Origin of the sequence: Rheinheimera sp. 1928-s (assembly GCF_029269265.1) — a bacterium.
Lineage (GTDB): Bacteria > Pseudomonadota > Gammaproteobacteria > Enterobacterales > Alteromonadaceae > Pararheinheimera.
The window spans coordinates 99,082-120,783 of the sequence record NZ_JARIXP010000008.1; the positions used below are offsets into that span (position 1 = coordinate 99,082).

At 46.4% G+C, this 21,702-nt stretch carries 21 protein-coding genes; 5 read left to right on the plus strand and 16 right to left on the minus strand.

Translation table 11 applies throughout. From position 1 onward, the window contains the following. Positions 1-101: 101 nt before the first annotated feature. Positions 102-524, plus strand: coding sequence for a DUF3010 family protein (locus tag P3C17_RS18145; RefSeq protein WP_300930735.1), 423 nt, complete (start codon positions 102-104; stop codon positions 522-524). 80 nt (positions 525-604) lie between these two features. On the opposite strand, the gene P3C17_RS18150 is transcribed toward P3C17_RS18145, so the two are convergent. Further along, on the minus strand, positions 605-1,996 hold the full coding sequence (locus tag P3C17_RS18150; RefSeq protein ID WP_300930736.1) for an alanine/glycine:cation symporter family protein: 1,392 nt from the start codon (positions 1,994-1,996) through the stop codon (positions 605-607). A 211-nt stretch (positions 1,997-2,207) separates the two neighbouring features. Here P3C17_RS18150 and P3C17_RS18155 point away from each other — a divergent pair, with 211 nt between their 5' ends. Continuing rightward, positions 2,208-3,347 (plus strand): alkaline phosphatase family protein, encoded by a 1,140-nt coding sequence (locus P3C17_RS18155; RefSeq protein ID WP_300930737.1) that lies wholly within the window; start codon positions 2,208-2,210, stop codon positions 3,345-3,347. Here P3C17_RS18155 and P3C17_RS18160 read toward each other — a convergent pair. Together P3C17_RS18160 and folE are read right to left on the minus strand one after the other, a co-directional pair. Further along, positions 3,283-3,705, minus strand: coding sequence for a VOC family protein (locus P3C17_RS18160; protein WP_300930738.1), 423 nt, complete (start codon positions 3,703-3,705; stop codon positions 3,283-3,285). The genes P3C17_RS18155 and P3C17_RS18160 overlap by 65 nt on opposite strands. Positions 3,706-3,750: 45 nt before the next feature. After that, positions 3,751-4,395 carry a GTP cyclohydrolase I FolE gene (gene folE / locus P3C17_RS18165; protein ID WP_300930739.1) on the minus strand — a complete coding sequence of 215 codons (645 nt, stop codon included), beginning with the start codon at positions 4,393-4,395 and terminating at the stop codon, positions 3,751-3,753. A gap of 385 nt (positions 4,396-4,780) precedes the next feature. On the opposite strand from folE, the gene P3C17_RS18170 reads away from it, so the two are divergent. Next, positions 4,781-5,398 carry a hypothetical protein gene (locus P3C17_RS18170; protein WP_300930740.1) on the plus strand — a complete coding sequence of 206 codons (618 nt, stop codon included), beginning with the start codon at positions 4,781-4,783 and terminating at the stop codon, positions 5,396-5,398. 537 nt (positions 5,399-5,935) lie between these two features. Further along, on the plus strand, positions 5,936-6,472 hold the full coding sequence (locus P3C17_RS18175) for a hypothetical protein (RefSeq protein ID WP_300930741.1): 537 nt from the start codon (positions 5,936-5,938) through the stop codon (positions 6,470-6,472). Between the two features lie 756 nt (positions 6,473-7,228). Here the strand turns inward: P3C17_RS18175 and P3C17_RS18180 are convergent. The 5 genes from P3C17_RS18180 to rlmD form a co-directional block, all read right to left on the minus strand. Continuing rightward, positions 7,229-8,134, minus strand: a complete 906-nt coding sequence (locus P3C17_RS18180) for a hypothetical protein (RefSeq protein WP_300930742.1) — start codon at positions 8,132-8,134, stop codon at positions 7,229-7,231. A gap of 54 nt (positions 8,135-8,188) precedes the next feature. Continuing rightward, positions 8,189-8,521 carry a hypothetical protein gene (locus P3C17_RS18185; protein ID WP_300930743.1) on the minus strand — a complete coding sequence of 111 codons (333 nt, stop codon included), beginning with the start codon at positions 8,519-8,521 and terminating at the stop codon, positions 8,189-8,191. 84 nt (positions 8,522-8,605) lie between these two features. Continuing rightward, entirely contained in the window at positions 8,606-9,400 is a 795-nt protein-coding gene (gene mazG, locus P3C17_RS18190; protein WP_300930744.1) for a nucleoside triphosphate pyrophosphohydrolase, read from the minus strand. Between the two features lie 66 nt (positions 9,401-9,466). Then, complete coding sequence (relA, locus tag P3C17_RS18195; protein ID WP_300930745.1) at positions 9,467-11,659, minus strand: GTP diphosphokinase; 2,193 nt, start codon at positions 11,657-11,659, stop codon at positions 9,467-9,469. Between the two features lie 3 nt (positions 11,660-11,662). Further along, complete coding sequence (rlmD, locus tag P3C17_RS18200; RefSeq protein WP_300930746.1) at positions 11,663-13,003, minus strand: 23S rRNA (uracil(1939)-C(5))-methyltransferase RlmD; 1,341 nt, start codon at positions 13,001-13,003, stop codon at positions 11,663-11,665. Between the two features lie 86 nt (positions 13,004-13,089). Between rlmD and barA the strand changes: the two genes are divergently transcribed. Further along, entirely contained in the window at positions 13,090-15,864 is a 2,775-nt protein-coding gene (barA, locus tag P3C17_RS18205; protein ID WP_300930747.1) for a two-component sensor histidine kinase BarA, read from the plus strand. Here the strand turns inward: barA and P3C17_RS18210 are convergent. The 8 genes from P3C17_RS18210 to pdxJ all read right to left on the minus strand — a co-directional run bounded on the left by P3C17_RS18210 (position 15,861) and on the right by pdxJ (position 21,702). Next, complete coding sequence (locus P3C17_RS18210) at positions 15,861-16,532, minus strand: hypothetical protein (protein ID WP_300930748.1); 672 nt, start codon at positions 16,530-16,532, stop codon at positions 15,861-15,863. The genes barA and P3C17_RS18210 overlap by 4 nt on opposite strands. Before the next feature lie 96 nt (positions 16,533-16,628). Beyond that, complete coding sequence (locus P3C17_RS18215) at positions 16,629-18,281, minus strand: GGDEF domain-containing protein (protein WP_300930749.1); 1,653 nt, start codon at positions 18,279-18,281, stop codon at positions 16,629-16,631. Positions 18,282-18,380: 99 nt separating this feature from the next. Next, the gene (locus P3C17_RS18220; RefSeq protein ID WP_300930750.1) at positions 18,381-18,656 is read right to left on the minus strand and encodes a hypothetical protein; all 276 of its coding nucleotides are present in this window, start codon (positions 18,654-18,656) and stop codon (positions 18,381-18,383) included. A 140-nt stretch (positions 18,657-18,796) separates the two neighbouring features. Beyond that, on the minus strand, positions 18,797-19,315 hold the full coding sequence (locus P3C17_RS18225) for a GNAT family N-acetyltransferase (RefSeq protein WP_300930751.1): 519 nt from the start codon (positions 19,313-19,315) through the stop codon (positions 18,797-18,799). Then, positions 19,312-20,106 (minus strand): SAM-dependent methyltransferase, encoded by a 795-nt coding sequence (locus tag P3C17_RS18230; protein ID WP_300930752.1) that lies wholly within the window; start codon positions 20,104-20,106, stop codon positions 19,312-19,314. Before P3C17_RS18230 ends, P3C17_RS18225 begins: the two co-directional genes overlap by 4 nt. A gap of 65 nt (positions 20,107-20,171) precedes the next feature. Further along, positions 20,172-20,408, minus strand: coding sequence for a hypothetical protein (locus P3C17_RS18235; RefSeq protein ID WP_008898011.1), 237 nt, complete (start codon positions 20,406-20,408; stop codon positions 20,172-20,174). A gap of 185 nt (positions 20,409-20,593) precedes the next feature. Next, positions 20,594-20,971 carry a holo-ACP synthase gene (acpS, locus tag P3C17_RS18240; RefSeq protein WP_300930753.1) on the minus strand — a complete coding sequence of 126 codons (378 nt, stop codon included), beginning with the start codon at positions 20,969-20,971 and terminating at the stop codon, positions 20,594-20,596. Further along, on the minus strand, positions 20,971-21,702 hold the full coding sequence (gene pdxJ, locus P3C17_RS18245; RefSeq protein ID WP_300930754.1) for a pyridoxine 5'-phosphate synthase: 732 nt from the start codon (positions 21,700-21,702) through the stop codon (positions 20,971-20,973). The genes acpS and pdxJ overlap by 1 nt, the downstream gene beginning before the upstream one ends.

Consider the following 21,702-nt stretch of genomic DNA (forward strand, 5'->3'; position numbering starts at 1 on the left):
CAATTAACTGCCCTCAGAATTAACATCAATGAGGTTGGCTATAGTTTTTCCTTATTAAGCTGTCATAATATGCCCAACTTGAGTTAGTCAGAGAAATCCCTATGCGCGTTTGTGGTGTTGAAATGAAAGGCAGTGAAGCCATTTTGTGTTTATTGGCTATAGATAGCGGCCTGTTTGATATTCCGGATTGCCGCACTGTGCGTTTGCCGCTGTTAAAAGATCAGGACAGCGAACAAATGAAAAAATTTCAGTTTGTGTTTGCCAAACTGGCAGAAGACTACAAAATCGACACTTTTGTGATCCGTGAACGGCCGCAAAAAGGCAAGTTTGCTGGTGGTGCCGTTGGTTTTAAGATGGAAGCAGCGCTGCAATTATTACCTGATGTCAACACCGAAATTCTGACCAGTTCTTTTATTAAAGAGCAGCTGGCGCGCCACCCTGTGCCTATCGTATTTAAGGAAACAGGATTAAAAGGTTTTCAGGAAACGGCTTTTATAACCGCTTATGCCTATCTTGCTAAGTAAGATCCGGCTTTAAACAAAAAAGGCAGCCATTTTTATGCTGCCTTTTTTGTCACTTAATTTTATGTCCTGGCTCTTATGCTTCAGCCCTTATGTTTTAAAAGGTAGGCTTTTAAATCCTGCTTCACTTCCGGCAATAACAAATACAAGGCCAGAATATTCGGCACCGCCATTAAAAAGATCATCGAGTCGATAAAATCAAATACCGCCAGCATATTAGGCACAGCCCCTATAGCGACGACTGAACAAAACAGCACTTTAAAACTACGCTGAGTAAAATCGCTGTGGCCAAATAAGTAAGTCCAGGACTTTAAGCCATAAAAAGACCAACTCACTACTGTTGAATAGCCAAACAACAATAGCGCGACCATTAGCACCAGCGGGAACCAGTCAAACACTGAGCCAAAAGCGGCAGAGGTCATTTGCACACCATCCAGACCTGGCTGTAAATACACGCCACTGACCACGATCACCAGTGCCGATATAGTACAAATCACCACGGTGTCGATGAATGGCTCCAGTAAACCGACAAAACCTTCAGACACCGGATCTTTAGTGCGGGCCGCCGAATGCGCTATAGGGGATGAACCTATACCAGCCTCATTAGAATAAGCAGCGCGGCGAAAGCCCTGAATAATCACCCCTATCACACCACCATAAGCAGCTTCTGGCGCAAAAGCACTGTGTAATATGGTCCAGATTGCAGCCGGAATAGCATCAAAGTGCATCACCAGAAAGACAAAAGCGGCCGACAAATAAATAGCACACATCAAAGGCACTAATTTACTGGTGACACGGGCAATACTTTTAATACCACCGACTATCACCAGCCCCACTAAAAACGAATACACCAAACCAAATACCCAGGCATTGTCAAAACCTGTCACCAGCTTGACCTGAGAAAACCCCTGATTCACATGGACAAAACCAGCAGAGCCAAACACACAGGCAATAGCAAAAAAGGCCGCTAAAAAACTACCCAGCCGTGGCAAACCATATTTATCCAAAGCCGCTTTGATGTAATACATAGGGCCACCGGACGTCGAACCATCGGCGTTATAGACCCGGTATTTCACCGCCAGCGTACATTCAACAAACTTAGTGGTCATGCCCAAAAAGCCAGCCACTATCATCCAGAAAGTAGCGCCTGGCCCACCCAAAGCGATAGCCACTGCCACACCAGCAATATTGCCAGTGCCCACTGTGCCGGATAAAGCCGCTGACAACGCCTGAAACTGCGTAATATCACCTTTGGCGGTTTTGTCCGTATAGTCACCACGTAACACGCGAATGGCATGGCGAAAACCACGAATATTGATAAAACCTAAATAACAGGTAAAAACCACAGCGCCCAGCACCAGCCAAAGCACAGTGACAGGCAAAGCAGCACCATTGACAGGAATGGCATAAAACACCACTGAGGCTATGGCAGAACTCAGCCATTCAAAGGCCTGCTGAAAACTAAAATCGGACATAAACACGCACCTTGGGATCTGGATTTCTACCGTCTGATACACTTCCAGACGGCTATTTTTATAGATGGCTATCTTCAGCGCAGATCAGAAGCAACGCAAGCTTTTTTAGCCTGAATACTATTGATGTCACCGAATTGCCATCAGTTTTAAGCTTTGCTGTCATCTTCAACTGGCAGGATCGGCCCCAATCCACTGCTGTTGGGGCTTTCTAATGAAGTTGAACTGGCTTATAGGGCTGTTGGTATTGTTGCCGCTTAGTGTAAAAGCAGAACCTAAAGTAGTACTGGTGAGCATAGATGGTGTGCGCTGGCAGGAAGTCTTTGCCGGAGCAGACCCAGCGCTTTATCAGCAACCAGAGTGGGTTAAAACGCCGGAGCTTATCCGTCAGTTTATACCAGGCAAACCTGAGCTTTTAATGCCGTTTTTGCATCAAACCGTGAACCAGCAAGGCATAACCCTGGGCGACCGCAGTCAGGGTTCACGCATCAATGTCAGCAACTCGTATCAAATTTCTTACCCTGGTTATCAGGAATTACTGGCTGGTTTTGCCGACCCGGCGATTCGCAGCAACAACAAAATAGCCAACCCCAATGTCACAGTACTGGAATGGCTAAATCAACAACCCCAGCTGCAGCATAAAGTGGCAGCTTTTGGCTCCTGGGAGTTATTCCCTTATATTCTGAATACAAAGCGCTCGGGCCTGACGGTGAACGCCGGTTTTATGCCGGAACAAGGCAAATTGAGTGAAAAACAACAGTATCTGAATCAGTTGCAAGCCAAAACGCCAAGCCCTTTTGCGACTGTGCGGCTGGATGTTTTTACTCAGGAGTTTGCACTGGAACATATGCGCTTACATAAACCTAAACTGTTGTATATCGCTTTAGGTGAAGCTGACGATTTTGCCCATTTAGGCCAATACGATCAGTATCTGGCGGCAATTCACCGCAGCGATCAGTTTATTGCCGACTTATGGCAGGAATTACAAAACGACCCTTATTACCGTGACCAAACTACTTTACTGATCAGTACTGATCACGGCCGTGGCGAAGCAGCCCAATGGCGCTCCCACGGTAAAGGCGCAGCTGTACCAGGTTACAAAGGGCCGGTGCCACAAATTGCCGGTTCAGAACAGGTGTGGCTGGCAGCTATAGGGCCAGCTATTCCGGCTGCAGGTTTAATCCGTACAGCACAAAGCTGGCGACAAGGCCAGATGGCCGCCACTATAGCGGCTGCTCTGGGCTTTGATTATCTGGCAGTGCAACCTAAAGCCGCACCTGCTTTTGATTTTAACGCCGTAGCTCAGCTGGCAGTATCTGGTACAACTCCAACGGCAAACCGTCAGGGTCTTTAAAAAAGGTGTAAGCACGCTCAGTGTACGGGTCAATCTGCACAGGCTCCACTGCAATACCATGCTGCTCTAAATGTGTGACCACCTGAGCGACGTCCAGCACCTGAAAAGCCAGATGACGTAAACCCTGAGCTTCAGGTGTGCTGGGGCGAGGCGGCGGATTTGGGAAAGAAAATAACTCCAGTTGACTACCATCAGGCAACTGCAAGTCCAGTTTGTAAGACAAGCGTTCAGCTCTGTAATGTTCAGCCAGAACGTTTAAGCCCAGAATTTCAGTGTAAAAATGTTTTGAGCGCTGATAATCACTGCAAATCAGCGCCACATGATGAATACCGGCCAACATGGTTTTAGTCTCAGGCAATAATACAGCTTGCCAGTGTGCCAGCTGAGAAGCTTCAGAACCAGTTTAAAACTTCGATAAAAACTCAGAGCGAGTTGCGGCATCGGTTTTAAAAGCACCGCCCAACGCCATAGTTTTAGTACTGGAACTGGTGTCCATAACGCCACGGGACTTCACACAATAATGCACAGCATCAATGCTAACAGCCACGTCTTTTACACCCAACAACGCTTGTAACGAAACCTGTATTTGCTGAGTTAAACGCTCCTGCACCTGCGGCCGCTGCGCAAAAAACCGCACTATACGGTTCAGCTTCGACAAACCAATAATCTTCTGGCCCGGTATATAAGCAACAGTAGCGGTGCCATCTATGGTGACAAAATGGTGCTCACAGGTGCTGGTAAAACTAATGTTCTGCACCTTCACCATTTCTTCAGCACGCATTTTATTGTCGATCATCGAAATCTTCGGAAAAGTGCTGTAATCCAAACCAGAAAACACTTCGTCCACATACATCTTGGCAATACGGGCAGGCGTTTCCGCCAGACTATCATCTGTTAAATCCAAGCCAAGGGTATGCACCACTTGCGTCATTAATTCAGTTAAACGCTGTTTCTTCTGATCATTCGACAGACCATTGTCCAACATAGGCGTTTCCAGCCCAGCAGCTTCCAGCGCGCTGCGAACCACTAAAGCAGATTCAGTTAACATAAAAGCTCTCGCTGCTTGTTATCAATAGTCCATAGTATACGCAGACCACAGAGAGTTGGTTTAGTTTGGTGAATAAGTTGTTAAAGCGGGCTGATGCCTCGCCTCTGGACTCTGCAAACACTACTGCAGCAGCCTGAAATCTTAGATAGTCACTGGTTGCAATCGTCAGTTATTTCGTCTGAGCGAGTGGAAGCACCGCTAGCGTCCTGTCTGTATAGCATCTGTCGAACGTGATTTATCATGTTTTAGAAAAAAACATTGAAAAACAGGTACATTGGAGCTAGTTTGGTATAGTTCAAAATCAGGGAAGAATGCGAAGAAGTGCCGACTCGCAAGCGCGGTACCTTTTAGCAAGAGTCAGTACACAACAACATGGAAATATCATATGTCAGACAAAAAAATACAAGAACAGTTTGGTCAAGTGTTTATAGATGCAATGGCTGAATTCGCCAAAAAGGACATCAAGCCTACAGCCGAGCTAGAAAGCGACGAGTTTTCGCATGTCCAAAATGCTGATCTACGCAAAGCACTATCGGAGACTCTTTATGGTACTCGATGGTTATACAAACTTGGCTTAGCATTACTTGCCACAAATGAAGAGCAATATGCCCACGTTAGAGCGCAAATAATTGATTACGCTTCAATATGCGAAGCTTTGTTAGCAGATGTAATTTCACAAGGTTACTCCACTCATAAGTTGTCAGGAACTCAATACCAACACTTTGATTTACAGTGTAGAAAAGTGATGCATTGGAATAACACCGATCCATTGGTATCAGTAAACAAAACAAGTTTTGAATGGCGTATAAAAGTGGCTCTCGAATCAGGTATTATTGATGCGACATTGAACAGCAGCTTAAATGGCATGAGGTCTAAGAGGAACACTGTACATTTAACAAATAAAATTATGTCTGGCGTAACTTATTGGGCTGGATTTGCAAAACGCAGCCATACAACAATGTACCAGCTAATTACCCAATCAAAAGCGTGGCTCGGCGTTTAATTTCGCAGTGTTAACACCAAATTTCATCACGAGAAAAATGCACTGGTTGCGTCAACCAGTTGCACCACTTTCCACGCTAAATTTGAGGGCCAGGGGTACACTTTGTACGTTACATTAAAGCTGCAAACTATGTGCAAATGTACTATAAAGCCATCACATTAGACTTATTCTCTTCGTTGTAAGATAAGACATCTCCGAAAATGTTAATCGATGCCCTCTATTCAAATCTCATTAAATAACTTAACCTTTTTAAAGTATGAAAAAATTTCAGTTAGTGTTAAGGAGTAATAAGTGACAAAACCAAATACCCCTCCAAATAGCCAGCCCCGTCCGAGTAACGAAGACTTTAAAAATCGCGTTGGTAATAATAGCGGTGACGGTGGCAAAAGTCGGGATACTTTTTCTGACAATACCGTATCAAATACAACTGCAGTTCCAAAGAGGCCGGGAACTAGCGGAGACACCAATGGCAATGGCGGCAAAAGGTAGTACGTATCTTCCCTCCAGACATTGAGATTCAATAAATGGTAGGCTTTCATGAACGAGCAAGATAGAGAAAACGAATTACAAGACAAGCAGTGGGAGTTAACTTGGGATATTCGACGTTCTATACGTTATCACATGGCGCGCCAAGCTTTTTTCGAAGACTTTAACAGAGTTGTTACAGGAATGAATGTGCTACTCAGTTCGTCTGCCATGGCTGCTTTACTAAGTTCACATATGAAAGAGTTTGCTCCTTGGTTAATGTTTGCCGTCGCTGTTTTTAACACTCTTGATCTAGTAATTGGTACGTCTAAAGCTGCTTGGCTGCACAGAGATCTAAAAAATCGTTTCATAGACTTAGAAAAACGATTTTGCAAAACAGCACAAGTAACTAAGGAAAACTTAGATGAAGCGACCGCGATACGTTTATCTATTGAGTCTGAAGAACCTCCCATATTTAGAACATTAGATTTGGTATGCCACAACGAATTAGTTGAAGCAATCAGGTGGACCAATGAAAGTGAAAAGCTAGAAAATTTAAAGAAGATACCTAAAGTCAAATGGTTACTTCGAAATATTTACCGATACTGAGAACGTAGAGCATATGGGCACAATGAATTTAGAAACCTAAGAGAAAACTCAGAAGCATGTCTTGTGGTGCACATAATTTCCGTTTTCCGATCTTTGAACCTATCAGGAAAAAAGAATTTCCAACTACTGGCACCAAATCCCCATTAGGAGCAAGCTAAAGCTGTTCAACGCAAGCGTTGTCGCTGCGACCTGGGGTCGCCTTTTATGAATTGCATCCATGCAATTCACCCTGCGGGCCAGCCTTCGGCTGTTAGAAAGTGCTTCCTGCACTTTCTTGCTTTGGATACTTTCTTTTGGCGAAGCAAAAGAAAGTATCTCGCCGGCGGCGAAACGCTCTAAATTCATAGCCTTAATATATTTACTGCCGACAGCCTCATTGTTGTACTGCCGCTTCGCGTCGAGTACAACCTACAACTGCTCAAAGCAAGCGTTGCCAAAGGCGAAAGCTTTTAACCTAACTGAGCCCTGTAAAGAATCCACCTTCTGAAGAAGGTGGCTTTGTGTTAAGCCCCTAAAAGGGGCCCTTTGTCGAGTAACTGAGCAACTGCAGCGTCCGTTACTTTTTTATTTAGTCTGTGCCAAAGAACTTGATGCCTAATCCCAGCTTGGTATAGCTCATAAGAAAAATACAAACAGAGTTTCAGGCAAAGCCTTTTGGATGATAACCACCTACTGAAGTAGGTGGTTTAGGGCCGAAAACCAAAAACAAAGCCGCAGTAAAAGCGGCTTCGTTGATGCAGAGTGTTGATAAACCAACTACAAAGTAAAACGTCCCACCATATCTTCCACTACTTGCTTCATCAGCTTATCATGCACTGCTCGGCGGCGGTCTGCTGCTTTGGCGCCAATCGACACTGCATCACTGGTGCCCTGAACCAGTTGATCGTTATAAGCCGCGTACTGCTGCGGCACGTAAGGCTGGCAGTAGCCGTCAATACAGTAGACATAGGTGTTAGCTACGATTTGATCAGCGTCTTCCTGCGATTGCACATTGTTCCACTCGTAAAACCAGATGGCGCGGCCATTTTCCACTAAGGTGACGCTGGCATTAATACTGGCGCTTAATACCTCAATACCTGCAATCATGGCCTGTTCGTTTTGTTTGGCGTAGGTGTCGAGTAAATTGGCCATGTAACTGTCGACAGCAGTTGGAACTTTACCTCCATCAGATGTGTTGTAAAAACGTCTGTCCCAACGGGCGTCCTGGCCTGCCTGAGTGACACCTCGCTCTAGTGAGTTAATCTGGAACATCGCATCGGCTCTGAGTTTTTTTGCCGCATCCAGATGGGAAGTAGAGACTGTCATTTCGTTTTGCAGCACTTTCCAGCTAATCACACCAAAACCAGCTTTGGCTAACGAGCTTTCAATTTGTGCCATTTCGACACCACAAGTGGTTTGCATGACGTTGGTTTCAGCCCGGGCTGTACCTGTGCGTTGTGACTGAGATTCACTGACACAAAAGTCCGGCGCTTTCACAGCTATAGTGGTAATACGCGGGAAATTGGCTGCAAAACCCTGACCTTTGGTAATAGTGGCGGGCACTCGGTCGGCCGCTGCGCTCATTTTGAAGTTCGATTCCACCTGATAATAGCTATAAGAGCTACAACCGGTCATCAATACCGCAAAGCCGGTCAGGCAAATAAGTTTCAACAGATTCTTCATACCTTTATTCCTTTTTCTTTTAATGGATGTTGCTCTACAGAAAGCCTCAGTAGATCAGTAGATTTGCCAATACAGATCCGGTGGGGTCGACACTTCGGCCTGGCGGCCAACCACCCTGCCTTCTTTGTTAAAAGCTTCCAGATTGCTGCACGTCACCGCCAAGGGGATCACCAAACTGCGGCCGGTTTTCAGCTCTCGCGCTAATACTCTGTCGTTGCTGTCGTCATTGGCATCGCAGGAACGTTCGACAATACGGTCTATGGTTTCGCCTGTGGAGTTCACTACCGTCAGTTCGGGGGCTTTAATTCGGGCGCTATAGGGTTCTGCACAAGAGCCTAAAAAAAGCAGGCAGAAACCGGAAAGAAGAATGGGAGATATCTTAGTCATTGATCTGGCTTTGTATTTTAATTATTCCAGACCAGAGTATTGAACAAATTAAAAAAGCGTCAAGTTTTGATCAATTTTTAATCGTTAAATTTTTATTTTTCCTTGTTTTTCCAGTTTTTTTACCTCTAACCACAACAATTCCATTTCATCCAGGTTGCTTTGGGCCGGACTGGAGCCTTGATCCACCAATGCCTGCTCCACCTGCCGAAAACGCCGCTCAAACTTTTGATTAGCCTGGCGCATTACTTTTTCCGGATCAAAACCTTGTTTACGCACTACATTGACTAGCGCAAACATCAAATCACCCAGCTCTTCTTCCAGTTCAGCAGCGCCTGCTGGTAATTCAGCCACTTCCTGAATTTCTTCCTGCACTTTATCCCAGGCCCCTTCTACATCAGGCCAGTCAAAACCGACCTGCGCACAACGTTTTTGCAGTTTGTAGGCACGGCTTAAAGCAGGCATCGCCAGCGGGATATTATCCAGCACAGAGGTTTTGCCAGAAGCGGTGCGTTCTGTAGTTTTGATGGCTTCCCAGTTTTGCAGCACAGCTTTGCTGCTGTCCAAATTCATATCGGCAAACACATGAGGATGACGGCGAATGAGTTTGTCGTTAATGGCAGCAGCGCAGTCGTCAAAGTCAAAACGGCCTTCTTCTTTGGCAATCTGCGCGTAAAACACCACCTGAAACAATAAGTCACCCAGCTCATCTTTTAATTCGGCATAGTCTTCACGAGCTATAGCGTCGGCCACTTCATAAGCTTCTTCCAGCGTATAAGGCACTATGGTCTGGTAGGTTTGTTCTTTATCCCAAGGGCAGCCGTTTTGTGGGTCCCGTAGTCTGGCCATAATGGCTAATAGTTGCTGAAGTGGTTGTGACACAATAGATCCTGCAGAAGAAGCAACCGGAGCTAAAACTCCGGCGCTATTGGCTGTTAAATTCGCAATTTAATGAAAACGTTTGGCTTCGATCACATCATCAATCTGGCTAACTTTGGTCAGCAGTTTGTTCAGTGAGTCCAGGTTATACAGCTCCATCGTCATAATGATAGTGGCCGTTTGCTGGGAGATATCTGAGTTACTGCTCATCCGCAGCACGTTGGCTTTTTCATTGGCCAGAATGCTGGTGATATCCCGTAACAAACCATTGCGGTCGTGCGCCACTATACGAATAGTCACCTCATAACCTGAGGCGTATTTATCGCCCCAGGTAGCTTCAACCACCCGTTCACGATGCGCTTCCTGCAAAGTTTTAAACTGGTCACAGTCATCACGGTGCACAGCTATACCGCGGCCCTGAGTGATATAACCAACGATGGCATCACCAGGCAAGGGCTGACAACAACCGGCCATATGAGTCAATAAGTTACCTACGCCCTGCACCACCACATGGCTTTTTGGCTGGGCCGACATAGGTTTGCTAATAAGGCGCGGGTCAATTTCAGGCTGTTGAATTTTGCCCGACTGACTTTGCACATAATGCACAACCTGGGTGACTTTAATTTCACCGCCACCAATACCGGCCAGTATCTCTTCCATGCTGTTGACGTTAAAACGCGCCAGCACTTTAGGAATATTGTCGATACTAAGATTCAACCGGCTTAATTCGGTATCCAGCAGATCTTTACCGGCCGCTATGTTTTTATCTCTGTCCTGCAGACGGAACCAGTACTGAACTTTTGAACGAGCACGGCTGGATTTTAAGTAACCTGAGTTCGGGTTTAACCAGTCTCGGCTTGGGTTAGGTTCGCGGCCCGTTAAGATTTCAATTTGATCGCCGGTTTTCAGTTGATAGGTAAAAGGCACGATACGGCCGGAAATTTTCGCGCCTATGCAGCGGTGACCCACATTGGAGTGCACATAATAGGCAAAATCCAGCGGCGTGGAGCCAACAGGTAAGTCAACAATATCGCCTTTAGGGGTAAAGACATAAACCCTGTCTTCGGTGACCTGATTTTTTAACTCTTCAGCTAAATCCGAGCCATCGACCAGCTCTTCCTGCCAGGCCAAAAGTTTACGTAACCAGCTGATTTTCTCATCCAGTTGACCTTCGCGAGCGGCATGACCAGCACCTTCTTTATAACGCCAGTGCGCTGCAACACCCAGTTCGGCATCGTCATGCATCTGATGAGTACGAATTTGAATCTCCACAGGGCGACCCGCAGGGCCAAGCACGACGGTATGAATAGACTGATAGCCATTTTGTTTTGGCGTGGCTATGTAGTCGTCGAATTCTTTGGGCAGATGACGCCAGGACGTATGCACTATGCCCAAAGCGGCGTAACAGTCCTGCACCTTAGTGGTGACAATACGCACGGCGCGAATATCGTACAGCTGATCAAAAGCCAGCTGCTTTTTCTGCATCTTTTTCCAGATACTGAAAATATGTTTAGGTCTGCCGTACACTTCCACTGAAATAGCAGCGTCCTGCATTTTTTGCCGTACTGAGCCGACAAAATCCTGCATATATTGTTCGCGGTCCAGGCGCTTTTCTTCCAGCAAACTGGCAATTTGTTTGTAGGTTTGCGGGTGCAGGTAACGAAAAGCTAAATCTTCCAGCTCCCATTTGATTTGGCCTATGCCTAAACGGTTGGCCAGCGGGCCAAAAATCGCATTGGTTTCTTTGGCAGCCAGTACCCGGGTTTCTTCGTCAGCGTTTTTTACTGAACGCAGGTAACAAATTTGTGCCGCCAGTTTAAGGACCACAGCGCGCACATCTTCCACCATGGCCAACAACATACGGCGCAGGTTGTCGGCTTGTTGTGGGTTGCTGCTTTGATTTGGCCCGACCGGAATAGAACGAATAGCTTCCATCTGGCGCACTGCGTTTAGCATGGTCAACACGGCGGAACAAAACTGGGTTTCCACCTGCTCCAGATCAATCAGTTTGGCCTCGACCAAAGGAAACAATAAGGCAGCGGTTAAGGCATCTTTGTCCATACGCAAATCAGCCAGAATTTCGACCATTTCCCAGCCCGTCTGAACTTCGGGCTCTTGATCAGTTAAATTCTGTTGATGTAACCAGAGTTCGACATCCAGCAGTGCATTAATTTTTGCTTCAGGTAAACCTAAAGCAGTTAACCAGCTCTGAGTGCCGCCTGGGTGGTATTCGGCGCTATGTGATTGCCTTACCGTTACCATTCGCTACTTTCTCCTGTGAAACAAAGCCATCAACTCCAGATGGCTGGTTTGTGGAAACATGTCCATCGCACTGATTTTATCCAGCTGATAACCACAAGCCAGTAAAACTTTTGCATCCCGGGCAAAAGTGATCGGATTGCAGGACACGTACAATATCTGTGCCGGACTTAAAGCCGCTATTTGCTCCACTGCACCCACAGCACCAGCACGGGCTGGATCGAGCAGTACTTTTTGGTACTTCGGCTTATTCCAGTCGGCTTTGGGCCAGGGCAAATGCAAATCAGCCTGACTAAAACTCAGATTGCTCAGGCCATTTAGTACTGCATTACCTTCTGCCCGCCGCACCATAGTGGTGACACCTTCCAGGCCGTGCACCCATTTGGCGCGCTGCGCTAAAGCCAGACTGAAGTTGCCTATACCACAATAGAGTTCCAACACCTGATCGTCAGGCCGCAGACTGAGCCAATCCAGTGCCTGCTGCACCATTTGCTGATTAATCCCCTGATTGACCTGAATAAAATCAGCGGCAGAAAACTTCAGCTTTAAGCCCAGTGCTGGCAACTGATAACAAGGTTCTGCAGTTCCGACTTGCCAATGCTGATAAAGTTCAGGCTCTGCTTCGCCTATCCATATGGCTTCGGGCCAGGCCTGGATCAGTGCTTGTTGATCAGATTCTGGCAGAGGCCGGATATGCCGCACTATTAAATACACCTGACCGTCGGCATCGAGCGCTTCAACATGAGTAATAGCAGAGCCTTGTTGCAGTTTTGGCAGCTGTTGTTGCAATACGCTAAATACTGGCGCTAAAGCCGGGCTGAGCACTAAACAGTGTTCAATTGAGGTAATAACTTTGTCGTTGGCTTTACGAAAACCTACAGTAAATTGCTGCGTCTTTTTCTCAAACCAAACACCAATACGGGCTTTACGGCGATAACCTTCACCCGCACTTTTCAGCGGTGTCAGCCAGGGTAAACTGGTTAAACCCGTCTGATGACGAATCAGTTGATCCACGCCCTGCTGTTTTAGCTCCAACTGGTGTTCAGCCGACAGATACTGCAACTGACAACCACCGCAGTCGGCAAAATGCTTACATAGCGGAGCCTGCCGCAATGACGAGGCTTGTAAAACTTTGACCACTTTGCCTTTGGCTGATTTATCTTTTTGTTCAGTCAATTGCACCTTCACCCGTTCACCGGGCAAAGCACCACTGACGAATACAATGCGCTTTTGCTCAAAGCCTATGCCCTGAGCTTCGTGATCCAGACGTTCGATCTGTATTTCGATTTGTTTTAACTGTTGAGGTTTATCTCTGGTGCCTTTGGCAGCCTGATAAATTTTGACCATCTGGACTTAGTACCTGTGGTGGGCTTTTGGTAAGCCTTGTGTCATTATAAATTCGCTCCGGACTATTCTATCAAGCAGCGCTAAAGATGACGAAAATTGGTTTAAGAGATTGGGTCTTATTGACCACCCTGGTGCCGACCTTGCTGGTCAGTTTATGCCTTGGGGGTTATTTTAGCTATGCCCGCCATCATGATTTAGCCCAGTATCTGGAAGATCAGGCTGAAAACATTGCTGTGCCTTTAGCTATAGCCAGTGAACATGCCTTATTACATAACAGCAGGCAGGACGTCAAACGTTTGCTGGATGTCAGCCACAGAAAAAACTCAGCTCTGGTGAAAAGTATCGCCATTTTTAATGCCGACCACGAGCTCTTTGTCACCACCAATTATCATAAAGACTTTGCCATGCTGAAGTACGAGCCAGACAGCGCTATTCCGCAGCAAAGCACCATCACCGACCTTGGCAACTGGCTGGTGATCCGCACGCCTATTTTGCCGGAACAGGCTGATTTCAGCACAGATCCAGCCGACCAGCCGCTAGGTTACATCTCAGTACAAGTGGCCAAAGACAAGGTGATGCTGGCACAACAAACCTCTTTGCTGAGCAGTTTGCTGATTATTTTGGCAGGGCTTGCCGCTTGTGTGTATTTCAGTTTGCGCCTGATTAAGAAAGTCAGTAGTCCTCTGCAGCAAATGGGCGATGTGATAGACCAACTGCGGGAAGGTCAGTATCAAAGCCAGTTGCAGCAACCGTTTTTAGGCGAACTGGAGCAATTGCGCTCTGGCATTAATGCACTGGCAACGGCGCTGAAAACCCATGACGAAGAAATGCAGCAAAGCATTGAACAGGCCACCAGCGACTTGCAACAAAGTATGGAACAGCTGGAGATGCAAAATATCGAGCTGGACCTGTCCCGTAAAAAAGCCATGGAAGATAACCGCAGCAAATCTGACTTCCTGGCCAAAATGAGCCATGAATTACGCACGCCACTGAATGCTGTTATTGGCTTTGCCCGTCAGTTGCTGAAAACCAACCTGACGCACAACCAGCAGGATTATCTGGCCACTATTCAAAAATCAGCCAACAGTTTGTTAAGCCTGGTCAATGACGTGTTGGATTACGCCAAACTGGAAGAAGGCAGAATGCCGATTAACCCCGAGCCTTTTTCATTACGCGATTTATTAAATGATTCGGTGGAGTTACTGGCCTCGAATGCCTTTGATAAACAGCTGGAATTAGTCTTGCTGGTTGAAAACAGCTGCCCTGACGATTTAATAGCAGACCCGATGCGGATCAATCAAATTCTGACCAATATTGCCGGCAATGCGATTAAATTCACCGAACAAGGCAGTGTAGTGATCCGCGTTAGCTGTCGCCCTATGCCGGATGAACAATGGCAATTGCGCTTTTCAGTGCAGGACACAGGTATAGGTATTCATGAAGAACAGCAAAAAAGTTTGTTTGGCGGTTTCACTCAGGCCGACAACAGCATAGGCCGTCGTTATGGTGGCACAGGCTTAGGCTTAGTGATTTCTCAGCGTTTAGTCACAGCTATGGGCGGTAAAATTGGCTTCGACAGCAAAGCAGGCGAAGGTTCGACCTTCTGGTTTACGCTGCTGTGCAAACGTCATCATTTATCCATAGCTGAACCTTTGCCTTTGGCAGAGCTGAAGCAAAAAACTGTGTTGTATTTTGAGCCTCAGCAGTATTCCCGTGAAGCCATGTTGGCTCAGCTGGATCATTGGGGACTCAATATTATCAGTTGCAGCAATATGAGCCAGTTGAGCCAGACTTTGGCTTTGCAGCCGCAAATTGATATGGCGCTGATTGGCCGCTCTATTTCACTGAATCAGGTGAATCAGGTGATTGAATTGCTGCAGCAGTTACAACTGCACAGCGAACAGCTGTATTTGCTGGTTAATACCTTGTCGCCGAATTTACGTGAAGTATTACAAGCCTCAGGCGCCAAAGCTGTGTTATCCAAACCTGCACATTACCGCAAACTGGCAATGACGTTGGCTCAGCCTTATTTAGATTTCCCTGAGCAAAACCCGTTGCAGGACAAACCCAAAGCCCGCTTGCGGGTGCTGTCAGTGGACGATAACGAAGCCAACTTAAAACTGATTAATACCCTGCTGTCTGAAATGGTCGAGCAGGTCGATTCAGCCCGTAATGGCGCTGAGGCTTGGCAAAAGGCCAACCAGCAGCATTACGACCTGATTTTTATGGATATTAATATGCCGGTGATGGACGGCATTCAGGCTTGTCAGCGTATTCAGCAAAGTTCGCTGAATGAAGCCACCCCTATTATTGCTGTAACAGCTCATGCGTTAGAGGGCGAAAGAGAGCGGCTTTTAGCTTTAGGTTTTTGTGAATTTTTAACCAAACCTCTGGATGAAAAATTACTGCATTACACCTTGCGCGAATGTTGCCCTGATTTCCAGCAAGCATTGGCAGCTTCTGTCAGTGAAACTCAGTTGCCACAAAGCAAACAGCTGGACTGGACTCTGGCTTTGCAAAGAGCAGGCGGCAAACTGGACTTAGCCAAAGAAATGTTATGGATGCTGGTGCAGTCTTTACCTGAAAGCCTGGCTTTGATTCAACAGGCGATGCAACAACAAGATGCAGAACAACTGTTGCAACATATTCATAAACTGCATGGAGCCAGCTGCTACACAGGTTTGCCAGTCATCAAACAACTGACAGAACTGATTGAAACAGAACTGAAAAAAGGTAAACCAGCTGAACAACTGGAACCTGAGTTATTTGAACTGCAGGACAGGATCCAATCCTTATTGCAGGACGCCAAAAACTGGCCGCCGTTGGTCACTGAGCCAGCACCAACAAAAGTATCAGGCTAATCATTAGCGTAAGTGCGACGTTTCTGCAAAATATCCTTGATTTGATCCACCGTGGTATCGTCATTGCAGGATGTGCCTGCAAATAACCATAGTGCATTTTTACCTGCATCAGGAGGCGGCACTCTCCAACACACCCCATGCGCATTAATCAACGAACTGCCGTCGGTAAAGGCTTTTACTGGTTTAAACATATCAGGCGCCAGATCAGTATCGACCGGATTGATGGATCTGACCACCACTTCACGTTGTTGGTTCCACTCTGTCATTGGCTCTGAGGCTTTAGCCGTCACAGAAGCAAGTGCGCGATCAGCCAGCGACATAGGGCCCGCCGCTTCGGTTGGTTTTGACTCACGCATTTCTGCATAGGCTGTGGCTTCAAGGGCTGATTTTAGTTCAGCAGCCGGAGTCACTGCTGTGGTTTCAGAAGTTTTGGCCTTGCTAACGGCCGTATTTTTTTTAGCTGGAAGCACAGATTGTGGTGTTTTGTTTTTAATGATCACTTGCTGTTCAGCAACAATGGCTGGCGCTGGTTTCGCCCGAATTGCAGTGTAACTGTAACTTTGAATAACAGTTGAAGCTGAGGGCTTTTCAGGCGTTGGGATCACCACAAAGGAGAGCGCCCACAGCAATAAAGCATGAACGACAATAGAAAATATCCATATCTTCACAACAGCACTCCAATGTCAGGCTGAGGTTTCTGACATCGGAGTAACTCAAAGATTCAATAAGCCTGGCAAAAATCACCAACTAAGGTATTGATAGTATTAACCTTGGAAGAACTGGACTTTGTTACGCCCTTGCTGTTTCGCCTGGTACATGGCGGTGTCGGCATCTTCAATCAGCTTGGTAAAATGATAACCGGATATTTGCGCTGAAGTGACACCAAAACTGGCGCTTAACTGAAACTCATAACCCGAAACGGCGGTATCTATATTGCTGATCGCATCCCGACAAATATCGGCCAGCAAGTGCGCTTTATCGCTTTGGCAGCCCGGTAATAAAATGGCAAATTCTTCCCCGCCAATACGGCCAAATACGTCGTTATTGCGCATAAAATTGCGACAGGTATCCACAGTCTGACGTAAAGCCCAGTCGCCTGCCGCATGACCATACTGGTCGTTAATTTGCTTAAAATGGTCCAAATCAAACACTATAAGGGCGGCAGGTAATTGGCCCTTTTCGCATAAAGCCAACGCTTCTTTGGCTGAAGCTGAAAAGTGATATCTGTTGCTGATTGCCGTTAAATCATCGTATTCAGCCAAAGCTTTAAAGCGCTGACGGGCGACAAAACTGCGGTAAGCCATAAAGGCAAGGCCCAGCACCAGCGCCACTAAAGCAACAATCAACAGTTTGTTAAAGGTAGCCTGATGTTTCAGTGCTGTTTGTTCGTACTGCAGCAACTGATTGTCTTTATCCAGCAACGCAATTTTTTGATTTTGAGCCAGAATTTCTGAGTGAGCTGTGTGATAAGCCATTTGTTGTGCTGACTTATCATCCATATAAGCAGTGAAAGCTGCGGTATATTGTTCGTGATATTCCAAGGCTTGCTGATAGTCTTTTTCAGTTTTGGCAATTTGATGTAATACCGCAAATGTTTCCGCCGCGACTAAGCTGGATCTGTCTTGTTTTAAAGCATCAGTAACTTTTATCGCATGTTCTTTTGCTAAATCAACCTGACCAAGACCGTAGTAAGCTTGCGCAAGCACACTATCAAATTTCAGTATTAATGAATAATAGCGGGTAGATTCAACCTGGTTATTATGAGACAGCAGCAAGCTGATCGCACCTTGATAATCGTTCAGGTCTATCTTGTGTCTGGCGATAAGGGCCACGATGATATTTGCCCATAAAGGTTCATTGCGTTCTGTGCAGTAGGTCAGACCTTCCGCAGATTTCAACTGAAAATCATCTGTACGACCAGACAGATACAGCGCTTCAGCTCTCAACTGATGCGCGGCGCATACCGCATTTGAACTGGGCTTTTCATTAATTAGCTGATCGATATAACTTAATGACAAATCATATTTGCCTATCAGGTTGTACATCAGAGCGATCACCCTCATCCCCTGCTCACGGGCTTCCGGCTGAGAGACCATATCCAGCTGGATGATGAGTTGTTCAAGGTACACAAAGGCATCAAGATAGCGACGCACCAACACCAAACTATTGATGGCCAGAGCTTTTGCTCTGAACGAAATAACTGTATCTGCCTGTTCAATCAGTGGCATCAAAATGCTCAGAGCTTGCTGAGTATTGCCCTCATACACTGCACTGTATGCTTTCAGCAGCGTTAAATACTCTTGCTCAAAGCCTGACAGTTGATTTTCGTCAGCCGTCAGCTCATTCAGCTTTACGGAAAACTCTTGAAAATCACTGCTTTTAATTCTGTCTAAATACAACAGTTTATCAACCCACACTGTGGCGAGGACAGGTGTAGAAAAACAAGCAAACAGAAGCGGCAGCAGAAAAAGCCGCACACCTCTGATAAACCTGGGGTTGATTGTTAAAAACAACATTTATCCAACTTTCAAAAAGCTGATTTTCTCTGTTTCTGGCTCTTGCTCCGGCTCTGCCGGTTCATCACCATCTGGTTGATCTGCTGGATGCACACCACAAACAACATTAGTACGGGCTCCTAACATTTGCTCTAAGGCTTGCTGGTCTCCACTGATTACCGCTGCTACAAGCATAGGATCGGTGTCCGCCATTAACTCTGCTAATTGCTCTGCATTAGCGTAACGTAACTCTGAGCTTTGACCCATTTTTTCTAATAACTGAATAACAACTGACATAGTAACTCCCTGACTTTACGAGAAAGATCTGCAGTATGTCGCAGACAGGCTCAACAACCGAATCCACTGTAAAACGATAAAATTAAAAGCACAAGGGAAGCAGGTCTTCCTGCTGAAAATAGCTATAAAGATACTTTGACTCAGTCTGGTGTATACCAGTATCTGTCATACTGAGCGGGGTCAGCACTATAACCAGCAGCAATGTTCGAGCGGACTGCGGCCCTGTTGTCCGGGTTAGTCTGAGTCCATATCTTCACGCCAGTGAACACTTGGTGCACTCGTTGACTGAACGCCAATTTAGCCTCTGTGCCATACCCCAGACCTTGCCAGTGAGGTAATAACATCAAGCCCACTTCAGCCGTGGCCGCCTCAGATTGCCACTGATTGACCGCACATAAACCTATAGGGTGGCCATCACGGCATATCGCCAGAAACAAACGCTTAAAAGGTTTTTTTGCATTGAGACGTAGCGCAATTTGAAAGCTATTTTTGGCTTTTTCTGTATCAAGGGGCGGACCAATAAAGGCCATCACTTCAGCGCTGGTGTATAAATCCAGATACAACTGCTGGTCTTGTGGCATAAAAGGCCGGATTAACAAACGGGCTGTTTGGATCACAAAGTGATCTGCAACAGCAGCTTTAGCCCAGTCAGCTGTCATACCTGACCTTCTTGCGCCACCACAGCTTTTAACTTATCCAGAATAACCTGATTGGCTTTGGCTACAGTAGCCGGAGGTATCACTAAAGTGGTTTTTAAATCCATTTGGGCTTTAGGTAATTCAGACAACGCCAAACGTTCGATACGAGGTTGTTGAATAGGTAAAGTGACGGCTTCGTATAAAATCACCTGATGCTCCAGCGGGTACCATTGGCTTAGCAGCTCCACTAATACGTCACGATAAGCGCTGCCTGTGGTGAATTTAGCCAACGACTTATCACCAGCTACGCCAATCTGCCATAAAATCAGATAAGCGGCAGTGTCTATAGTGCGCTGATAAAACATCAGATTGCTGGCTTCATAATGCTGGCAACCATAAGTGCCGGGGTCTAAGCCTAAATCGGCATATAAACAGTCTTCAGCAGAAATACCCGGCTCCATATGGGCCCTATAGCCTTCAGCTGTAGCTTCTTTAATGGCCTGATGCGGCACCCAGGCAAACACGCCGGGATGGCCATAAAAAGCACCACAAACTTTTTTGCCTGCATGTACTTCAGCCAGCATAGCAGCGACCATTTGTTTATAGGTGATCATACGGGACTGGCCTTCAGAATAATAAGGCTGCAGGCTTCGCACATCGGCATTCATGCCCTGGATCCAGAGCTCAGTAGTGCCATCAGCCACCAATACAAAAACCACATCAGCTTGTTCTATATAACTGCGGGATAAAGGACTGATATGAGAGCCCAAAGTCATACCAGTGCCTACACAAACCAAACTACCTTTTTGCATTGATTTCTCCTGCTGCCACAATCACAGTTGCGAAAAAGCTGCCCTCAGGCAGCTTTGATACCAGATTAGCCAACTTTGGCCAATGATGTAATTTCTTCCTGCTCGTCAGTTTCTTCAGCAGCGTAAACACCACAAACTACATTAGTGCGGGCGCCTAAAACTGCAGCCAGTTGCTCCTGAGAGCCAGCCAGAATAGCAGCGGCTAAAGCCGGGTCTAACTCTGCTGTCACTGTAGTTTTATCGGCATAACGTAAATTGGCGTCTTGGCCCATTTTTTCCAATAAGCTGATCACTGTAGACATTTGAATTTCCTTAATAAATAAGCTCATTACGGGGCATAAATAACATAGCCCGTTCAGGCAACAATAATGTGCCCGTTTCGATACTAACGCTGAGTTTGTACTTTTGACCAGTTTTATTATGTCTGGTAGAAGCGCAGCTTTATCCCCGCCCGCAAAGCTGCAGCTTCAAGTACTAAGGGGATTAATCAGGATTCTAAAATAACTGTCGCACAAGCATAAGCCTGTTCGTCGCTGATGGAGAGCCAGACCGAACGCACTTGCATTGAATCGGCCAGCTCTTTGGCCGGGCCTGTGAGTTCAAGTTGAGGGCGACCTGAAGGGTCGTTGCTGACAATAAAATGTTGGAAGGAGATACCACGGCCTATGCCGGTGCCAAGCGCTTTAGCTGCGGCTTCTTTGGCGGCAAAACGTTTGGCGAAATAACGGGCTGGCTGGCCATGAGCAGCTAAGATGTGCTGCTCAGATTCAGTGAGTACCCTTTGTACTAAACGGGGCGAGCGCGTCAGGCTTTGCTCTATACGCGCAATTTCGATGATGTCGGTGCCTAAACCAACAATAGCCATTAACGGCGCGCCTCCACCATCAGACGTTTCATTTCAGCCACAGCAGGGCCTAAACCAGAAAAGATGGCGCGGGCAACAATAGCATGACCAATATTCAGCTCGTACATCTCTGGAATAGCTGCTATAGGCTGCACGTTATGGTAATGCAGGCCGTGACCAGCATTGACTGTTAAACCCAAGGAAGCGGCATAAGCCGCGGCTTCTGTGATGCGCGCCAATTCTGCCTTTTGCTTTTTCGGATCCGTCGCTTCAGCATATTGGCCTGTATGAATTTCAATATAAGGTGCACCAGCTTTAGCCGCTGCTGCTATTTGTTTTTCATCGGCGTCGATAAACAACGAGACTAAAATATTGTCCTGCTGTAGGCGTAATACTGCATCCTGAATTTTATCGAACTGGCCTGCTACTTCCAAACCGCCTTCTGTGGTCAGTTCCTGGCGTTTTTCCGGCACTAAACAGCAGAATTCAGGTTTTAACTGAGCGGCAATACCTAACATTTCTTCAGTCACAGCCATTTCAAAATTTAAACGAGTAGCGATGGTTTGGCGCAACACAAATAAATCGCGGTCCTGAATATGGCGGCGGTCTTCACGTAAATGCACAGTGATACCATCAGCGCCAAATTGCTCAGCCAATAAGGCAGCATGCACAGGTTCAGGGTAATAAGTGCCACGGGCCTGACGTAAAGTGGCAACGTGATCGATATTGATACCTAAATAAATGGCGCTCAT

Coding starts and splice junctions, on each gene's coding strand:
- P3C17_RS18145 (WP_300930735.1), top strand. CDS start 102: ATGCGCGTTTGTGGTGTTGAAATGAAAGGCAGTGAAGCCATTTTGTGT.
- P3C17_RS18150 (WP_300930736.1), bottom strand. CDS start 1,996: ATGTCCGATTTTAGTTTTCAGCAGGCCTTTGAATGGCTGAGTTCTGCC.
- P3C17_RS18155 (WP_300930737.1), top strand. CDS start 2,208: ATGAAGTTGAACTGGCTTATAGGGCTGTTGGTATTGTTGCCGCTTAGT.
- folE (WP_300930739.1), bottom strand. CDS start 4,395: ATGTTAACTGAATCTGCTTTAGTGGTTCGCAGCGCGCTGGAAGCTGCT.
- P3C17_RS18170 (WP_300930740.1), top strand. CDS start 4,781: ATGTCAGACAAAAAAATACAAGAACAGTTTGGTCAAGTGTTTATAGAT.
- P3C17_RS18175 (WP_300930741.1), top strand. CDS start 5,936: ATGAACGAGCAAGATAGAGAAAACGAATTACAAGACAAGCAGTGGGAG.
- P3C17_RS18180 (WP_300930742.1), bottom strand. CDS start 8,134: ATGAAGAATCTGTTGAAACTTATTTGCCTGACCGGCTTTGCGGTATTG.
- P3C17_RS18185 (WP_300930743.1), bottom strand. CDS start 8,521: ATGACTAAGATATCTCCCATTCTTCTTTCCGGTTTCTGCCTGCTTTTT.
- relA (WP_300930745.1), bottom strand. CDS start 11,659: ATGGTAACGGTAAGGCAATCACATAGCGCCGAATACCACCCAGGCGGC.
- rlmD (WP_300930746.1), bottom strand. CDS start 13,003: ATGGTCAAAATTTATCAGGCTGCCAAAGGCACCAGAGATAAACCTCAA.
- barA (WP_300930747.1), top strand. CDS start 13,090: ATGACGAAAATTGGTTTAAGAGATTGGGTCTTATTGACCACCCTGGTG.
- P3C17_RS18220 (WP_300930750.1), bottom strand. CDS start 18,656: ATGTCAGTTGTTATTCAGTTATTAGAAAAAATGGGTCAAAGCTCAGAG.
- P3C17_RS18225 (WP_300930751.1), bottom strand. CDS start 19,315: ATGACAGCTGACTGGGCTAAAGCTGCTGTTGCAGATCACTTTGTGATC.
- P3C17_RS18230 (WP_300930752.1), bottom strand. CDS start 20,106: ATGCAAAAAGGTAGTTTGGTTTGTGTAGGCACTGGTATGACTTTGGGC.
- P3C17_RS18235 (WP_008898011.1), bottom strand. CDS start 20,408: ATGTCTACAGTGATCAGCTTATTGGAAAAAATGGGCCAAGACGCCAAT.
- acpS (WP_300930753.1), bottom strand. CDS start 20,971: ATGGCTATTGTTGGTTTAGGCACCGACATCATCGAAATTGCGCGTATA.
- pdxJ (WP_300930754.1), bottom strand. CDS start 21,702: ATGAGCGCCATTTATTTAGGTATCAATATCGATCACGTTGCCACTTTA.